This is a genomic window from Dyadobacter chenwenxiniae, assembly GCF_022869785.1.
GTDB classification, from domain to species: domain Bacteria; phylum Bacteroidota; class Bacteroidia; order Cytophagales; family Spirosomataceae; genus Dyadobacter; species Dyadobacter chenwenxiniae.
On record NZ_CP094997.1, the window covers coordinates 6,997,120 to 7,013,307 of the forward strand.

Genomic DNA, 16,188 nt, shown 5'->3' on the forward strand with positions numbered 1-16,188 from the left:
TTGTGACAAAGCAAGTTAAATGAATAACCTGCTTTGTCCAAATCGGTCAGGGATTTTGTTTCAGCACATTGGATCCCATAATGTCGATCTGTGCTTGCGGGATCGGGAAATATTCACTTTTGCCTTTTATGAATGTCGCTCCGGAGAGATAAGTCCGCTTCTTGCTTTCTTTGGCCAGATACGCATTCAACACCACATCAGCAACGCCCCAGCGAACCAGGTCAAAGTGTCTGTGGCCCTCCATCGCAAGCTCAACGCGACGCTCAAAACGAACCGCCTTTCTTGCATAATCCTTATTTGCAAAGGATGGATAAGGTTTTACAAGATAATTTGCCGCTGGCTTGCCCGCTTCGTTCGTCACCACCACATTAGCGGCACGAGTGCGCACCTGGTTGACCAGTTTCAAGGCCGCGGCCAGGTCATTTTCTTCCACTGCAACTTCCGCACGCATTAAAAGAACGTCCGCAAAACGGATTGCACGATAGTTATTTGCATTGGCACGAGGGGATTCTGCGCCCGCGTTTTCGCCACTGTAAGCAAAGAACTTCTTGAAAGTATATGGCCCGCCGAAAGCCTGGTCCCTGATCCAGTTTTTACCAGGATGCACACCCCAGTTCAGGAATGGTAAACCTCTTCTGCCAACCGTCCAGTCGAGACGAGGGTCCAGTGTGCCGGTGTAAGGCGTGAATGCATCTGTAGAAGAAAGTCCTTCATCATTTGTCACATCCGCGTCATTGAACGTATCCAGCAATGGCAAGCCAGCGGCATCGGTTTTGAATGCATTTACGAGGTTTTGAGTAGGCTGGTAAAATCCGCAGCAACCGCCGGGAGCAGATCCGTAAGGGAAGTTGTAATTGTCTCCCCAGCTTCCGTTCTGTCCGCCGCCACCGTCACCAACGGACATCTGCACTTCAAAAATAGACTCGCTATTGTTCTCCGTCGTGATCCGGAAATTATCGTGAAAGCTCGTTACCAAAGCAAACGGCCCATTATTGATCACATCATCAAGCAATGGTTTCGCAGCTGTGAAGTCCTGCTGATACATGTGCACTTTGGCCAAAGTTGCCTTCGCGGTCCACTTGGTCGCACGGCCGGCCTGTGTTTTTGTTGCTGAAATATTGTCCACCGCAAATTGCAGATCCGCCTCAATGTTTGGCCAGATGTCCTTATCGTTTGGCAGGTTGATATAATCCGTCACTGTTTCATCCACATAAGGCACCATATTCCAAAGTTTCTTGGCTTCAAAATGATACCATGCTCTCAGGAAACGCGCTTCACCCAATGCTTGTGCCTTTTCAGCTTCGGTCATATCGGTTGCGAGGGCGATGAGCTTGATGGTGTTGTTGGTGCGGGAGACACCGTCATAAACCGCCACCCATTTATCATTATAGGCACCGATATCCGCTTGCGGAATGTAACGTTCAATGGTCGTGATCTGCGCCTGGTCACCCACGTCGCTGCCTTTGTATGCGTCGTCGGAGGCCACGGAACCGTAAATCCAGTTGCTCACCGATGAGGTGTTAACCGGACCTGCGCCCACGCCGTCGAGCAAACTGTATGCACCGATCAGGACTGCATTAACGCCGTTTTTATTGGAAAGTGACTGCTCATTCCCCACGCCAAGCGGAGTGGTTTGCAGGAATTCATCGCCGCAGGAGGTCATTAACCCCATGCAAACCAGCGCTGTTAAGATTGATACTTTCTTGTTCATATCTATAAACTTGTAATTATCAGATAAGTAATGTCTATTTTGCCTTGATTAAAATCCGAAATTGATACCCACCTGGTACATTTTTGAATTGGGATAATTCCCCTGATCCACACCCAAAACAGTGCTTCCCGGTGTTGATCCAACCGAAGTAACTTCCGGATCAATGCCGCTGTATTTGGTAATGGTGAACAGGTTTTGCGCTTGCAGATAAATACGTGCACTTTCAAAACCGATTTTTGACAAAACACCTGATGGCAATGTGTATCCCACGGTCAGGTTTTTCATACGGAAATAAGAACCATCCTCAATGAAATAGCTCGATGGCTGCTGGCTGCGGCTGTCGTTTGCATCCAGGATCGGAAGCACAGCGTCAGGGTTTTCTGGGGTCCAGGAATCATTCAGCATGCGCAGGCTTCTGTTACCGGCCTGATTGTTGAAGTCAACCCACCGTTTTACCATATTAATGATCTCGTTTCCTTTCACGCCCTGGAAGAATGCCGACACGTCGAAGTTTTTATAATTAACATTCAGGTTGATACCATAGGTAAAATCCGGGTGCGGGTTGCCCAGGAATTTGCGGTCGCTGTCGGTGATGGTGCCATCGCCGTCTGTGTCGTGGTATTTGTATTTACCAACTGCTGCATAACCCGGATATTTCGGCCCGTTATCCACTTCACCCTGATTTTGGTAAATGCCGTCAATTTGCAAACCGTAGAATGAATACAATGGCATGCCTGCAACCGAACGCGTCCAGGTATAACTGCGGATCGCAGGTCCAAGAAGCGTTGCGCTCGTGCTGTTGTTCAGCTTCATCACTTCATTTTTATAAGTCGAGAAGTTCACGCCTACGGAGTAAGTAAGGTCTCCGTTCATGGCTTTGTTATTGAAATCCAGTGCAAGGTCAATCCCTTTATTGTTCATTTCTCCCACATTCACAAACGGAATCGTGGCCACACCCTGCGTTGCCGGCAAGCTCACCTGATAAAGCATATCGGAAGTTGTACGATTATACAGATCCAGGTTGAAGTTGAACATGCCTTTCAGGAATGTCGCGTCCACACCAATGTTCGTCTGGGTAGTCGTTTCCCATTTTGCATCCGGGTTACCAAATGCTTCTGTGTCAAAACCGGGCTGAACAGCATTGTTAGAGCCATCAATCGCATAAGATGATGCGCTCAGGCTTGAACGATATGTGCTGAAACCGTTATAGTTACCAATTTCCTGGTTACCCGTTTGTCCCCATCCCGCTCTGATTTTAAGATCGTCCAGCCAGGTCAATGGTTTCAAGAATGCTTCCTCGGAAAGTCTCCATCCCGCGCTGAATGCAGGGAATGTTCCGTAACGGTTGTTTTGTCCAAAACGGGAAGAGCCGTCCCGGCGCACCGTTGCTTCCAGCAAATAGCGGTCTTTCAATGCATAATTTATTTTACCAAAAGTCGAAAACAAGGCCCATTCATAACCTGCGCCGGTGTTGGCAATGCCCGCCGTTCCTGCGCTCAGGAACATATATTGAGGATCTTCTGAGAAGAAAGTGGTTCTGGTTGCAGTGAAATCGCGGCCCGTTCCTTTGATCGCTTCCGTACCCAAAAGCACGCCGAGTTTGTGAATGTTCGCAAAGGTTTTGTTGTAATTCAATGTGTTTGACCAGGTCCAGTTGATGTCGTAAGCATTGGCGTTGGTCAAAGCATTTGCTGCTTCAATTTCCGCTTCTTCCAAATCCATCAATGTGTAACCCACGCGGTTTGCAGCAGTAAGGTCAATGCCTATGCTCGATTTTGCAGTCAGATCTTTCAAAATGTCCACTTCCAGATAGGCGTTACCGAATGCACGGAAGTTGTTTGTCTGGTTTTTTCTGGTTCTGTAAAGCTGCGCAACAGGGTTTGTGGCAGGTCCAAGTCCGGATGCTCTGGTTGCTGCAAAGTTGCCCATAATGTCATAAACCGGAATGATGGAAGGAATGCGATATCCGTTTCCGACCGGGTTGCCATCCTGGTTATTGGCCGAGCTTATTGTTCCGTTGTTGTTGTAATAACCTTTGTTTTCAGTATAACTTACTTCCAGGTTTTCGCCCACACGAATGCGTTTTTTGAAAGTAAATTCTGTGTTCGACCGCAATGAGTAACGATTAAAAGAAGTATGGATTAGCACACCATCCTGCTTAAAATAGTTGAATGCAACCGCATATCTTCCTGTTTCCGATCCGCCTGTGGCGCCCACATTGTATTCCTGGATGGCAGCCGGACGGAGGATTTCCTTATGCCAGTCAGTTCCTTCCTTGTTAGCCTTTACGATCTGGTAAAAACCAGCGCGGTTGTAGTTGTATAAAGAAGGATTCACTTTTGGATCGCCTTCGAAAAGACCATAACTCGACCCCGCCAGGATGTAGTCAGGAACAACAGCATTGTCTGCGTTTCCATATTGCGGATGCGAAGGCTTGCCATTCGTTAATACGCCCGCATTTTTGCGCTGCGTCCAAAGCAGATCGCCAAATTGCTGCGGATCTTTGATCAGGTCAAGCTCCACTTTGCCCGTTTGCAAGCCAGCTCTTGAATTGAATGTGAAGCGCGGCGCACCGGCTTTCCCTTTTTTGGTCGTAATGATGATAACACCGTTCGCCGCTCTTGAACCATAAATTGAAGCCGAAGACGCATCTTTCAGCACTTGCATGGATTCAATGTTGTTTGGGTTAATGCTGTTCAGACCGCCTTTTGTAGGCACTCCATCGATCACATACAAAGGATCGTTGTTATTGATTGTTCCAAAACCGCGGATACGAACGGTTGCTTCACCACCCGGCGAATTATTGGAAGTAACCGTAACCCCGGCAACACGTCCTTGTAACTGCTGGGCAACGTTAGGAGCTGCCACTTTGGTCAATTCTACTGCGTCCACAGTGGAAACAGCGCCGGTAATGTCCCTTTTGGACTGAGAAGAATAACCGGTTACAACCACTTCCGACAGTGCTTTCACATCCGACTGCAAAGTGATTTCCACCATTGATTTGTTGGTAATATCCACTTCCATCGTCAGGAAGCCGATTGACGACACGACCAATGTTGTGCTGCCATCGGGAACGGTCAGTGAAAAAGCGCCATCCGCGTCAGTGGTCGTTCCGACAGACGAGCTGCCTTTCAAAACCACCGTTGCTCCCGGAACTGTTGCACCGGTTGCGTCCTTTACCTGCCCTTTAACGGGTACGTCAACGGGTTGGGTCATTTTTGTAGACGAACCAGGGCTTTGCGCAGGTGCCGTTTTGGGTGATGCTCTTTTCAACAAGATCTGCTTGCCGGAAACTTCGTAAGTGACCTGCAAAGGGGTAAGGAAATTGTTCAGGATGGCTTCCAGTTTTTCTTCTTTTGCACTGAAAGTAACCGTGCGTTGTGAACCGATCAGTTCGGGGCTGTACATGAAATTCACGCCCGAAAGTTTACCGATCTGATTGAGTGCCGTTCCGATTTTTTGTTCCTTAATGTTGATTGTCAACCTGCGGTTCAGCACTTCCTGGCCGAAGCCGTCGAATGCATAGGAAAGCCCGGAAAACAAGGTGATCATCAACATTTGCATGAGGCTGATTCTCATAATTTTAAGCAGGTAGTTCTGCCGGTAAAAGGTTTTTTTCATACTTTTGATTGTTTTGGTGGTTATAAAAAATCAGCAAAATAATTCCCGCATCCCATCCGGGTTTTACCCAGGGATTTATTCTTAGCGCCAGCATAGAGTGGGGGGGGTTACGAGGTGAATGATGTTGACGCATCGTTCACCTTTTTTGTTTAGGTCAAATGGTTAAGGTTCAGGTGAATAATTATTACAGGGATTGCCTTTAATCGTTATTTTATCTTCACGCACTGCGTATTCTGCTTCTAGGATTGTACAAATCCATTTCAGTTTATTTTCCAGCGGCTCATCGCCCAAAGTCGCGGTTATGCTGCACTGGGCCAGTGTTTCCCTATTGAAATCAATGTGGATTCCGTAAGCTTTTTCCAATGCCTCAAAAACATCCTTAACCGGTGTTTCTGAAAATGTAAAGTCCTGGTTTTCAATAGGAATGTTCAATAATATCGGGCTGCTAAGCGCCAGACGCGACAGCTTGAACTGGCTCCGTTCTAATGTGGCCTGCTGATTAGGCGTGAGCACGAGCGCCTGCAAAGCCTTGTCTTTCTTGTATTGGTCCGCCTTCAAATCGTTTTTAGAAAACACAGAAACCTTCCCGGTTTTAACTGCCACAATAACTTTGGAATCGCTTTGGCCGGCCTTAATGCTGAAACTCGTTCCGTGCACTTTCGCCACGAGTTCGTTCGCATAGACAAAAAACGGCTGCTCCGGATTTTTGGTTATTTCAAAAAACGCATCGCCAGTCAGAAACACCTCACGCACCGGGCCGGAAAACTGTTTTGGAAACCTTATGCTGCTGTTTTTATGTAAAACAATGGCGCTTCCATCGGAAAGCCGCACATACTTTACAGCCTGATCCTGATTGGTGACTTCGGTAAATGTATCCGCATCGTCAATTTTCGAGACATTGTTTTTTAAGTCAAGTTTGAAATGCCCGTTTTTATATATTCCAAAAATCGCCAAAGCCAGACCAAGCAGTGTTACCAGCGTTGCGGCGACATTCCAGACTGTAAAATTGAGCCTTCTGAACGGGCTAATGCTCCGTGAGTTTTGTTCGCTTTCGATCCTTTTGGCCGTATTCAGCGCCTGGCTTACTTTGCTGGTAACGTGCTCGTCGGTCATGTTGGGTCCGGCAACCTGAAAAGATTCCAACACCTCTCTCGCTATGGCAATCGTTTCCTGTTTTTCCAGGTCGTCCCCAGCCCATTTGTTCCATTTTACATCATCCTCCGGCCGGTCACCATTTGACCAGGCAATGAAATCCGGGTTGGTGAGCAATGCTTGCAAAAGATTGGATGAACTGGAATGCATATGCGGAAATGCGGCTTTTCTTACATTATCCGATTATACTGGGTAAATACTCAGTTGGGATAGAATATTTTTTCTTTGGTTCGGGACTTAATATAAAATTTGGAAAAAAGAGCAGATGAGTATGGAGAAAGGCGGTGTGGAAATCCACATATTCCGCAGGTTATGCAACGCGCGCTGAATAATGTTACTAACCGATTGTGAGTTGATAGAGAGTAGTCTGCCGATTTCCTCGGGTTGCAGATTCTGGAAAAAACGAAGATAAATTACTTCCTGCTGCCGGACGGGCAACTGATCAACCGCATTTTTGACTTGCTTTTTGAGCGCATATTCATGCTCACGCTGAATGAGAAAATCTTCGCACGAAAATTCCGTATTCATGTCCTCAAACCGATCAGTCAGCTCCACTTCTTCCAAAAGCGGTTTGATCGTTTTCAGCATGCGGTGACGGAAAGATTTGATCAGGTAAAACTTAACAGAAGGCGTATCATTGATCGTCTCGCGGTGGAGCCACAGATGCACAAGCAAATCCTGCAATGTGTCCTCGACAACTTGCATGTTTAACGTAAACCGTTGTCCGTATTGAATCAGGGTGCGATAGTAGCGATGCGAAAGTTCGGTAAAGGCGTCTTCATCCCCGCTACGGAAGTAATTCCAAAGAATAGCATCGTCGGTATGTTCTGAAAACTGCGCCAATGTAATCGGAGTAAGAGGCTGATCTAACCAAAAATAGGCATTGTGATTTATATATAAAATACTGTTTTGCAAATTATTCGAATAACAAAATTTAATTGTCCAATTCTGCAAAAAGACAACACAGATGCGTTAATAAAAAAGAAAAGTCACGCCTTTGAGCGTGACTTTAACTTAAAATGTTTCTGTAAGTTACTCGGAATCTTTATATAAACCGAACTCACTAATGGCGACGCTCACCGGAGATTTGATGATTCTCAGCCGCACTTTTTGGGTAGTCACAGGTGTCGCAAGTTTAACGATTCTTTTTGCGCCAATGCTGGTTCCTTTGTGAATTTCCTTCCAGGCACTGCCATCCCAGCTGTCAACGGCAAACTCTTCAATGCGCTGTCCGAGCTTGATAAATTCCTGCAAACTGATAATGTCAAACGTCACCGGCTGGCTCAGGTCAATGACCACTTCGGGTGTTTTGAAATCATCATCCGTCGCCCAATAGGTCTCAGGTTTGCTGTCCAGGATATTTTTTGCGCTGTAAATGGAGTTGTATCCGCGGACATTCACGGCTTTCGAGCCGGCGCGGGCGATCAGGTTCGTCGCAAATGTCGCCTTAACGTGGTCGCCGAATGACTTTAAGGCCGCAACGTCGTCTTCGTGCAGTTGTCCGCGCAAATCTGGCGCAAGTCCAAGATCAAGCGCTGCACCACGGCCAACGCTTTTGAGATACAGGTCAAATAGCTTTTCTGGTGTTTTTGGTTTTTCGGTCGGGTGGTAAAACCAGCCTTTGCGCAACGGAACGTCACATTCGGCAGGAATCCAGAACTTTCCGTTTCTTGTTCCGCCAGGATTTTCGGTGGCATTGGCTTGCCCGGGAACTGCAACATTCTGTCCTTCGGAAGGTTTCGGTGTTAATGTCGCCCATGAAGTTTCGTTCACGCTTCCGTCCTCGTTGCCAGCCCAGCGCACATCCCACCCAATGTCGCTGAAAATACTGGCTGTCGGTTGCAGCTTGCGGGTCAGGTTCGTCCAGGTAGAATCCCACTGATAATAAGTGGTGTTATCGATCGCGCGTTTTTCGCGGGCGCCGCCGTAGTAACCGTCGCCGCCATTAGCGCCATCGTGCCACGACATAAACAGTTCGCCGTAATTCGTATAAAGCTCGCGGAGCTGTTCTCTGTAAAGCGCCAGATAATCGGGCGTTCCGTATTTCGCACTGTTTCTGTCCCAGGGCGAGCAGTACACACCGAATTTTAGTCCGTGTTTTCTTGCTGCGTCCGCGACTTCCTTCACCAAATCGCCTTTCCCGCCACGGAATGGGCTTTTTGAAATGTTGTATTCAGTGGTTTTGGTCGGCCATAATGCGAAGCCGTCGTGGTGCTTGGCAACAAGCACAATGCCTCTCAATCCACCCGCTTTGGCAGCCAGGACGATTTGTTCCGCATTAAAATCACTCGGATTGAATGTCTTTGGATCAGCGTCTCCGAAGCCCCATTCTTTATTTTCGAATGTAGTAGGAGTGAAGTGCATAATGCCATAAACCTCGGTTTCGTGCCATGCAACCTGCCTCGGGGCCGGCAAAGCGCCATAAGGTTTCGGAGGAGTCTGCGCAAAAGCGTTTAAAGTTGTTAAGAAAGCAAGTGCGGCTAAGGGTTTGATCATCGTCAGGTATTGATATTTGATAAATAGAGTCAGCAGTGATTCGAAAAGTGAAGATCGGTTTTTTTAAAACAGATCACTAATTTTTGATTAGGATGTTGATTTTAAATAGTGGTCGACATAGAACACACATTTAAAGATTGAAAGCATAACAAAAATCTTAATTTAAATTCATAATTTCCCAATTCTTCAACGTTCAGCTTTAATGTTATCATGTTAAATATCGTCGAAAATTACATGCAACTTAAAAAGAACATGGGTGCCCTGATCAATAAGTCTGGTTATAAAAATGCTTTTTTGGCGGAACAAATCGGGATGCCTGCTCCAACATTCAGTGTTAAAAAGCAACGCGGGAACTGGACCGAAAATGAAATGAAGCAGATTTTAGCCATTATCCAAAATGAAAAGCTTGAAGACTATTTCTTTCTTGAACTCATGAGGGCTGATGCCGAAGAACCGCGCCTTCCCATTGCTGATTTGAAGAAAGAAATGGAATGGTAGTTCAGTATGTTAAAAGGTTTGAAAAAGAATTAAAAAATACTCCGAATGACATTCAAAGAAAGGTTTTTAATGTCATTACGATTCTGGAATCTGCAACAAATCTTGAAAGCTCAGGTCTTGATTACAAGCGAATGGAGGGGCAGAAAAGCGGCGAAAACTACTATCGGATCCGCGTAGGTGATTGGAGGATAGGCATTGAATGCATTCATCCCGACGTCACTTTGTTAAGGATCCTGAGTCGTGGCAGTATTTATAAATCCTTCCCCCCCAAATCCTAATCAATCACAAATAAATAAGCAGGCTGCTGGCCGATTTCCGTGGCTGTTTTTGCCGGGATTTCGATGTTTCCTGCTTTGGTTTTTAGCGCCTTTTTGTTTCCTGCTAAGGTAATTTTTGCGTTGGCGGCAAGGGTTAGGCCTTCGGGTTTTAGGGTTGCTGGCAGCTTTTCTCCTGCTTCGGCCAGGTAGAATGCGTAGGTTGTGTTGCCTTTTTTGGTATAGGCCCACTTTCCTGCACGGTAAGGTGCCAGCGGCTTGGTTTCGTAGATGCCGACGCTGTTGACATTCATCCATTTACCTATTTCTTCCAGGCGCTGGTAAGCTTCTTCGTGCCACTCTCCGTCCGGCCCAGGCGCAACATTCAGGAGCAGGTTACCGCCTTTGGCGACAATGTCAACCAATGTGTGAACGAGCTTCTGCGTCGATTTGAAATTCTCTTTTGGGATGTAAGACCACGAATCGCCCATCGTTATGCAGGATTCCCAGGGGATGGACATATAATGATCCGGGATGGACTGTTCCGGTGTAACATAATTTTCAAATTCCCCTGTTACCGTCCGGTCCACAACGAGCAATCCGGGTTGGTGCGATCGGGCCATTTTTGCGATCCGCGCCATGTCAATGTCCTGGTCGTAGGGAATCGATTTTTGCCAGCTGATATTAGGGTCAATCGTACTGAAAGGCCTTACCCAGCCGCCATCCAGCCATAAAATATCCACAGAACCATAATCCGACATCAACTCTTCGATCTGGTTGTAAGTGAAATCTTTGAATTTATTCCACATTTCAGGACGCTTCTTCGGGTCGTAGGAAACATTCCTGTCTTTGGGCGGGAAGTAAGGCCACCAGTAAGAATCTGTGTTCCAGTCAGGTTTTGAAAAATAAGTGCCTGTCATGAATCCCTGGTTGCGGAATGCGGCCAAAACTTCCTTGGTAACATTTGCTTTCGGATTTGACTTGAAAGGCGTGTTGGTGATCTTATAATCCGTGTATTTGGAATCGAACATGGCGAAACCGTCGTGGTGCTTGGTTGTGAAAACGACGTATTTCATGCCCGCTCCTTTAGCAGCCTGCGCCCAGCGTTCCGGATTGAATTTTACAGGGTTAAAGGTTTTAGGAATGTCTTCATAGGCTTTTCTATACTCAAACCAATCGTGTGAATGCGGGCCTTTTCGCTCGCACCAGCCTTCATCCTCAGGGCATAATGACCAGGATTCTACAATTCCCCACGCACTATACGTTCCCCAGTGCATGAGCAACCCGAACTTTACGTCCTGCCATTTGCTCAATTTTTCTTTAACCAACGGATCTGTCGGTGCAACGTATTTGGAATGATCCTGCTCGGAATGCTGCTGCGCGTGAATGCTACCGCCGAACAACAGTGCAGCGGCAAGCCATGTAGATTTCAATTTCATTTTAGATTTTTAAATGTGGGTTTTCAGGAAAAATAGCTTTTGGCGTTAATAACCACGCCTTTTCCGCCTTGCTCGGTAACTGTATAATTGAAGCCTTTCTGAACGGAATATGCACCAACTTCGCCTTGCTTGTTAATGGCAAGGAAACCGACCTGGAATGTCTTCGCACGCTCCGGATTGGGCTTAACAATGCGTTCAATGGCTTTTTTACAAGCTTCTTCAGGTGAAAGTCCTGAGCGCATGAACTCCACTACGAGGTGCGTGCCACAAACCCGGATCACTTCTTCGCCTTGTCCTGAGGAAGTCGCAGCGCCGATTTCATTGTCTACAAACAAACCTGCACCAATGATGGGCGAATCACCAACCCTGCCGCGCATTTTGAAACCCATGCCGCTGGTGGTGCACATTCCAGACAGGTCACCGTTGTTGTCCAGGGCCAATGTGCCCATTGTATCGTGATTGAATGAGCCGTCTTCCAGGCGTGCCGGTGCAAATGGACCGTGGCCTTTTTGTCCTTTGGATTGTTGATGTTCAATGTTGATAACAGGCTTGTATTCGCCCTTTTTCAACCATTCCTTATAAGATTTTTCAGCGTCGGGAGAAAGCTTTGCTGGTTCCAGTTTGAAACCATTTGCTACTGCAAACTGCTGAGCGCCTACGCCGGCCAGGAAAACGTGTGGTGTGGTTTCCATCAGTTTCCGGGCAACGGAAATAGGGTGTTTGATCCGTTCCAGGAATGCTACCGAACCGCAATTGGCTTTTTCATCCATAATGCATGCATCCAACGTCACGAAGCCGTCTCGGTCCGGGTTTCCGCCCAGGCCTACGCAGCAATTGATGTCGTTTTCAATGGCAATAGCGGCCTGTTCCACTGCATCCAGCGCTTTGCCGCCTTTTTCCAGTACGGGCCAAGCGGCAGCGTTGGAGATCTGTCCGCTATCCCAAGTCGAGATTACAAGGGGTTTTTTGACGACATTTTTTGCAAACAATTTTTGAACACTTGCGAGCGGCAGCGCGAGCGTGGACAGGCGTAAAAATGAACGGCGTGATGAAGTCATCTCAATGCGGTTAGGGTGGACAGGCGAGTTTTGAAACGTATTTTTAGCTTAAATATAAATTTTAATGATACGGAAATCGTTTTTAAAATTTTTTCAAATATACATTTCCGCAGGTGGATAACAATTATTGTAACATTATTTTGTTAAAACGGATTCGCCTGGTAGACAATTTGCCGATTATGTCGGCTTGCCATTTAATATTCTGATTTTAAACGAACGGGAGTGGCAATTTTTGAAATTTAACATTTTATAAGAGACATTTTCAGGGTCCAAGTTTTTGTATCTGGAAGAAACTAATAAATTAGCCTAATTAATACTGCATGTCATACCATTATTAATTCTAATGAACCCTCTCGAATCAAGTGTTGATGTAGCTATAAATGCCTATGGTAAGCCATATCAAACCGCCATTACGCTGTATACATTAATGAAGCATTCCGGGAAGTGGATCAATAAAATTTATTTTGTTGAAGAAGCCAGGCAGCCGGAACCTTCGAAATACAAATTTATTCTGGATCATTTCGGGGATAAGATCGTGCATTACAAACCGAGTGTATGGCTTTGGACAAACAACGTGAAGTTCCCTTTTCTTTTGAAGTTCAAGAAGTTCAGACATGCGATCAGATATCAGTATCCCTGGGAAATGTCGGATCAGAAGTATTTGTTGGTGCTTCATAATGATGTTTATTTCAAAAAAGATCTGGTTAAAGAATATCTCGAAGGCCTGGGATCGGCATCAGGCATCGGGCGGATCGGGCAATGTTGGGGTTGTCCTGCTTATGAGGCCAAATTGTGTTATCCCGAAATTTACACGACATACAAACCGCCTTATGAAGAAGTGCTGCAATTGGCAAGGGATTACCCGCAGTCACGCACGCATGCCTATCCGAGAGTGGTGGATCCGGCAACGCCATGGCCACTTCCTGAATGTCGCCTGAACGAATATGTTGCTCTTATTGACCTTCAAAAAACCAGAAATGATACATTGCCGATAGGAAAAGCGGCTGCTTTCGGCGCGTATGACCGGCTGGATGTGGGCGTGAAATGGTTTGCCGATTTGAACAATATGGGCCATTCATTCAAGCATTTCGATTATGATCCTTTTGCAACGCATAGTTGGGTGAGTTTGCGAAATGCGGGCCATGATGCGATGTTTAATAAAGATTTGTATAAACATGAAGAAGCGGTTGCATTACAAGTTCTTAAAGACGAATTTGGCTATCAGGAATAATGCATCATTTTTTTCTTCACTAAAATGACCCTTCGGATCCGCGACCTTCACCAGCGATATGGCGATTTGGAAATACTGAGTATTGCTTCCTGGGAAATTGGTGAGGGGATTTTCTGGATTCAGGGCGAAAATGGCGCGGGGAAGTCCACCCTTTTCCGGACGATCGCCGGAATGCTTCCTTACACCGGCTCGCTCGTGCTCGACGGCCTTTATGATCTGAAAAAACATCCTGTTGATTTCAGGCTCCGCATAAACCTGGGGGAGGCGGAGCCATTATATCCTTCGTTTCTGACGCCTGGTGACCTGATCAGCTTTGTAGCTGAGGCGAAGAAAAGCCCGGCAGGCCAATCGGAAATGCTAATTGATGCTTTGGGGATTAATTATCTGCAAACTCCATTTGGCAGTTGTTCGAGTGGAATGGTGAAGAAAGTTTCGCTTGCCGTTTCATTTCTCGGAAAGCCTTCCGTGATTATCCTCGACGAACCGCTGATCACCATTGATCGGGAAGCACGGGCTGCACTTTTTGCGCTAATCCGCGAATACCGGGCTGACGGCGCAACATTCCTGCTTTCGTCGCACGAGGCTTTCCGCGACGAAGGCTTGGATGTGACCGAAACATTTGTTCTCAAAAATAAGACACTTTCTGCCGTTTGGGATGTATGAAAACATTGCTGCTGGTTACCGTTACGGAGTTTTTCAAGCAGCGTGCAGGAATGTTCTTTGTGCTTTTGGCGCTTCTGTTCGGCTTTTTAAGCGGAGCTGAGCATCACGCATTCGCGGTTTTCTTTCTGACGGCATCCAATGGCATGCTCTATCTGGGTGCAATTTGGCTCGTGTATACATTAATGTGTACGCAGTTTCTGATCACGCTCTGGAAGCGTCCGGAATATACATTTGTATATAATGTCAGGCTTTGGCCGCTTCTTCAACGGATTTTTCGTTTTACACTGCTTGCCATTGGTTTTTTGCAACCGTTGATTTATTATGGTGTTTATCTGATTGCAGTTGCAGTTCAGGACAAGCTTCTGGCTGGTTTATGGCCCATTTTTCCTTACTATTTTCTGCTTATTATTATGATTGGGGGAGCCGCAGCATGGCGGATCACGAACCCGCAGCTATATGTTGAAAAAAGTAAAACGCGCTTTTTCAAATGGCCTTTCAAACGCTTTGCATCCTGGACCTGGTGGTCGCTTGAATGGTTGTTTCAGGAAAAAGGTGTGACGTTGCTGGCTGGTAAGCTGGGTGCCATGTTGTTCACATTAGGCACATTGCTTTACTATTCAACAGACCAATACGACCTCAGACTTCCTGCCGTCGGATTATCGCTGGCTTATTTACTGAACATTGGTATTTCATTTGAATTATATCAATGGGAGAGCGAAACCTGGCTTTGGGGAAGATCTTTACCGGTATCACGATGGCGCAGGATAGGGCGGATATTTTTGGTCCATGCCATCATTATAGTTCCAGAAACGCTCGTCAGCGTTCGAAATGGCGCATTATCCGCGTTTGAAATTATGCAGCTTTACGTTTTGGGACTTTCTGTTCTGGTCGCTGCTCACTTATTTTTTTACAAAAAAGAAGGTTTGCTTGACGAATGCATTCAAGCGTTTCTTTTTGGCTTTATCGGGCTTACATTGTTGATTTTGTATAAAATCCCGGTTTTGTTGATCGCCGGAATGTTTGTAGCGTTTACGCTTTTAGCTTACCCGCGCTGGTATAGAGTTTAGAGTTTAAGAGTTTAGAGTTTAGAGTTTAGGGTAAAGTTTAGCGTTTAAACTATTGACTTTAACCTTTAAACTCTAAACTCTAAACTCTTGACTCTAAACTCTTGACTTTAAACTCTTGACTCTGAACCCTAAACTTCCTGCCCTACTTCGGCGGCATGGAAGGCCTTACTTCCACTTTGCTTGGCAATGTTCTTGCTGGCATTTTGATCAGGTCGGAAACGATCTGGCCGATGTCTTCGGGCTGGATTTTCCAGGCATCTTTTTCGGATGGTTTGTGGTCGCCGAATTCTGTTGCAACCGAACCGGGCATGATCGTCGTCACTTTAACGCCCGCGTCCCGCACGTCCATCATCATGGCTTGTGAGAAGCCGACTAATCCAAATTTGCTCGCATTATACGCGCTTCCGCCTGCAAAGAAGTTGGTTCCTGCAAGGCTTGCAATGTTGATAAAATAGCCTTTTGTTTGCGTCAGGGCTGCTAATGACGCCTTTGCGCTGAAAAATACGCCGGTCAGATTAATGTCGATCGTTTCCTGCCATTGTTCGGCAGTGAGATCTTTAATAGGAGCGAAATGTCCCACACCTGCGTTTGCGATGAAGTAATTTAACTGGCCCCACTTGGAAACAACGGCGTCCACAGCCTTTTGCTGAGATTCCAGATTTCTTACATCAGATTCAATGCCGATGGCAAATCCTTCTTTTATCTGATTCAATGACGCTGCTGCCTTGTCGGCACTTTCCTTGGAACGGCTGGTGATTGCCACGTGTATGCCTTCTTTTATAAGCACTTCTGCAATGCCGTAGCCTATGCCCTTCGAGCCGCCTGTTATGAGCGCTGTTTTGATTGTTTCTGCCATTGCTTTCAATTTAGGTAAACAAAAATTAAATGTAGTGGGTTAACAGCAAGCCAACCCAGAAGGTTTCTATGTGTTCTTTTTTGCCAGTGCCCTTTAAAATCCTATTTTTGTCCACCAAAATCATTTTGACAGAATTATCCCC

The 16,188-nt window shown here is 46.3% G+C and carries 13 protein-coding genes; 5 read left to right on the forward strand and 8 right to left on the reverse strand.

Annotated elements, in window-relative coordinates; translation table 11 throughout:
• Positions 1-46 precede the first annotated feature (46 nt).
• The 5 genes from MUK70_RS30020 to MUK70_RS30040 form a co-directional block, all read right to left on the reverse strand.
• Positions 47-1,711, reverse strand: coding sequence for a RagB/SusD family nutrient uptake outer membrane protein (locus MUK70_RS30020; RefSeq protein WP_234656529.1), 1,665 nt, complete (start codon positions 1,709-1,711; stop codon positions 47-49).
• 48 nt (positions 1,712-1,759) lie between these two features.
• Positions 1,760-5,332 (reverse strand): TonB-dependent receptor, encoded by a 3,573-nt coding sequence (locus MUK70_RS30025; protein WP_234656530.1) that lies wholly within the window; start codon positions 5,330-5,332, stop codon positions 1,760-1,762.
• Between the two features lie 162 nt (positions 5,333-5,494).
• On the reverse strand, positions 5,495-6,634 hold the full coding sequence (locus tag MUK70_RS30030) for a FecR family protein (protein WP_234656531.1): 1,140 nt from the start codon (positions 6,632-6,634) through the stop codon (positions 5,495-5,497).
• Between the two features lie 87 nt (positions 6,635-6,721).
• Positions 6,722-7,327 (reverse strand): RNA polymerase sigma factor, encoded by a 606-nt coding sequence (locus tag MUK70_RS30035; protein ID WP_234656532.1) that lies wholly within the window; start codon positions 7,325-7,327, stop codon positions 6,722-6,724.
• 189 nt (positions 7,328-7,516) lie between these two features.
• Positions 7,517-8,980 carry an alpha-L-fucosidase gene (locus MUK70_RS30040; RefSeq protein WP_234656533.1) on the reverse strand — a complete coding sequence of 488 codons (1,464 nt, stop codon included), beginning with the start codon at positions 8,978-8,980 and terminating at the stop codon, positions 7,517-7,519.
• Between the two features lie 210 nt (positions 8,981-9,190).
• Between MUK70_RS30040 and MUK70_RS30045 the strand changes: the two genes are divergently transcribed.
• Together MUK70_RS30045 and MUK70_RS30050 are read left to right on the forward strand one after the other, a co-directional pair.
• Entirely contained in the window at positions 9,191-9,478 is a 288-nt protein-coding gene (locus tag MUK70_RS30045; RefSeq protein ID WP_234656534.1) for a hypothetical protein, read from the forward strand.
• Positions 9,472-9,756: a type II toxin-antitoxin system RelE family toxin gene (locus MUK70_RS30050; RefSeq protein ID WP_234606967.1), complete on the forward strand. Its 285-nt coding sequence runs from the start codon at positions 9,472-9,474 to the stop codon at positions 9,754-9,756. The genes MUK70_RS30045 and MUK70_RS30050 overlap by 7 nt, the downstream gene beginning before the upstream one ends.
• Here the strand turns inward: MUK70_RS30050 and MUK70_RS30055 are convergent.
• Both MUK70_RS30055 and MUK70_RS30060 read right to left on the reverse strand, forming a co-directional pair.
• Positions 9,753-11,171, reverse strand: coding sequence for an alpha-L-fucosidase (locus MUK70_RS30055; protein ID WP_234656535.1), 1,419 nt, complete (start codon positions 11,169-11,171; stop codon positions 9,753-9,755). The two genes, MUK70_RS30050 and MUK70_RS30055, sit on opposite strands and share 4 nt — an antisense overlap.
• Before the next feature lie 23 nt (positions 11,172-11,194).
• Entirely contained in the window at positions 11,195-12,229 is a 1,035-nt protein-coding gene (locus tag MUK70_RS30060; protein ID WP_234656536.1) for an isoaspartyl peptidase/L-asparaginase family protein, read from the reverse strand.
• A 343-nt stretch (positions 12,230-12,572) separates the two neighbouring features.
• Here MUK70_RS30060 and MUK70_RS30065 point away from each other — a divergent pair, with 343 nt between their 5' ends.
• The 3 genes from MUK70_RS30065 to MUK70_RS30075 are packed head-to-tail and all read left to right on the forward strand — an operon-like array spanning position 12,573 to position 15,190.
• Positions 12,573-13,460, forward strand: coding sequence for a hypothetical protein (locus MUK70_RS30065; protein ID WP_234656537.1), 888 nt, complete (start codon positions 12,573-12,575; stop codon positions 13,458-13,460).
• Positions 13,461-13,484: 24 nt separating this feature from the next.
• Entirely contained in the window at positions 13,485-14,123 is a 639-nt protein-coding gene (locus MUK70_RS30070) for an ABC transporter ATP-binding protein (protein ID WP_234656538.1), read from the forward strand.
• Positions 14,120-15,190 (forward strand): hypothetical protein, encoded by a 1,071-nt coding sequence (locus MUK70_RS30075; protein ID WP_234656539.1) that lies wholly within the window; start codon positions 14,120-14,122, stop codon positions 15,188-15,190. Before MUK70_RS30070 ends, MUK70_RS30075 begins: the two co-directional genes overlap by 4 nt.
• Before the next feature lie 142 nt (positions 15,191-15,332).
• Here the strand turns inward: MUK70_RS30075 and MUK70_RS30080 are convergent, their stop codons facing one another.
• Positions 15,333-16,046 (reverse strand): SDR family oxidoreductase, encoded by a 714-nt coding sequence (locus MUK70_RS30080; RefSeq protein WP_234606973.1) that lies wholly within the window; start codon positions 16,044-16,046, stop codon positions 15,333-15,335.
• Positions 16,047-16,188 lie beyond the last annotated feature (142 nt).

Bases quoted from the DNA above. Each gene is read 5' to 3' on its own strand.
- MUK70_RS30020 (WP_234656529.1), bottom strand. From the start codon at position 1,711: ATGAACAAGAAAGTATCAATCTTAACAGCGCTGGTTTGCATGGGGTTA.
- MUK70_RS30025 (WP_234656530.1), bottom strand. From the start codon at position 5,332: ATGAAAAAAACCTTTTACCGGCAGAACTACCTGCTTAAAATTATGAGA.
- MUK70_RS30030 (WP_234656531.1), bottom strand. From the start codon at position 6,634: ATGCATTCCAGTTCATCCAATCTTTTGCAAGCATTGCTCACCAACCCG.
- MUK70_RS30040 (WP_234656533.1), bottom strand. From the start codon at position 8,980: ATGATCAAACCCTTAGCCGCACTTGCTTTCTTAACAACTTTAAACGCT.
- MUK70_RS30045 (WP_234656534.1), top strand. From the start codon at position 9,191: ATGTTAAATATCGTCGAAAATTACATGCAACTTAAAAAGAACATGGGT.
- MUK70_RS30050 (WP_234606967.1), top strand. From the start codon at position 9,472: ATGGTAGTTCAGTATGTTAAAAGGTTTGAAAAAGAATTAAAAAATACT.
- MUK70_RS30055 (WP_234656535.1), bottom strand. From the start codon at position 11,171: ATGAAATTGAAATCTACATGGCTTGCCGCTGCACTGTTGTTCGGCGGT.
- MUK70_RS30060 (WP_234656536.1), bottom strand. From the start codon at position 12,229: ATGACTTCATCACGCCGTTCATTTTTACGCCTGTCCACGCTCGCGCTG.
- MUK70_RS30065 (WP_234656537.1), top strand. From the start codon at position 12,573: ATGAACCCTCTCGAATCAAGTGTTGATGTAGCTATAAATGCCTATGGT.
- MUK70_RS30070 (WP_234656538.1), top strand. From the start codon at position 13,485: ATGACCCTTCGGATCCGCGACCTTCACCAGCGATATGGCGATTTGGAA.
- MUK70_RS30075 (WP_234656539.1), top strand. From the start codon at position 14,120: ATGAAAACATTGCTGCTGGTTACCGTTACGGAGTTTTTCAAGCAGCGT.
- MUK70_RS30080 (WP_234606973.1), bottom strand. From the start codon at position 16,046: ATGGCAGAAACAATCAAAACAGCGCTCATAACAGGCGGCTCGAAGGGC.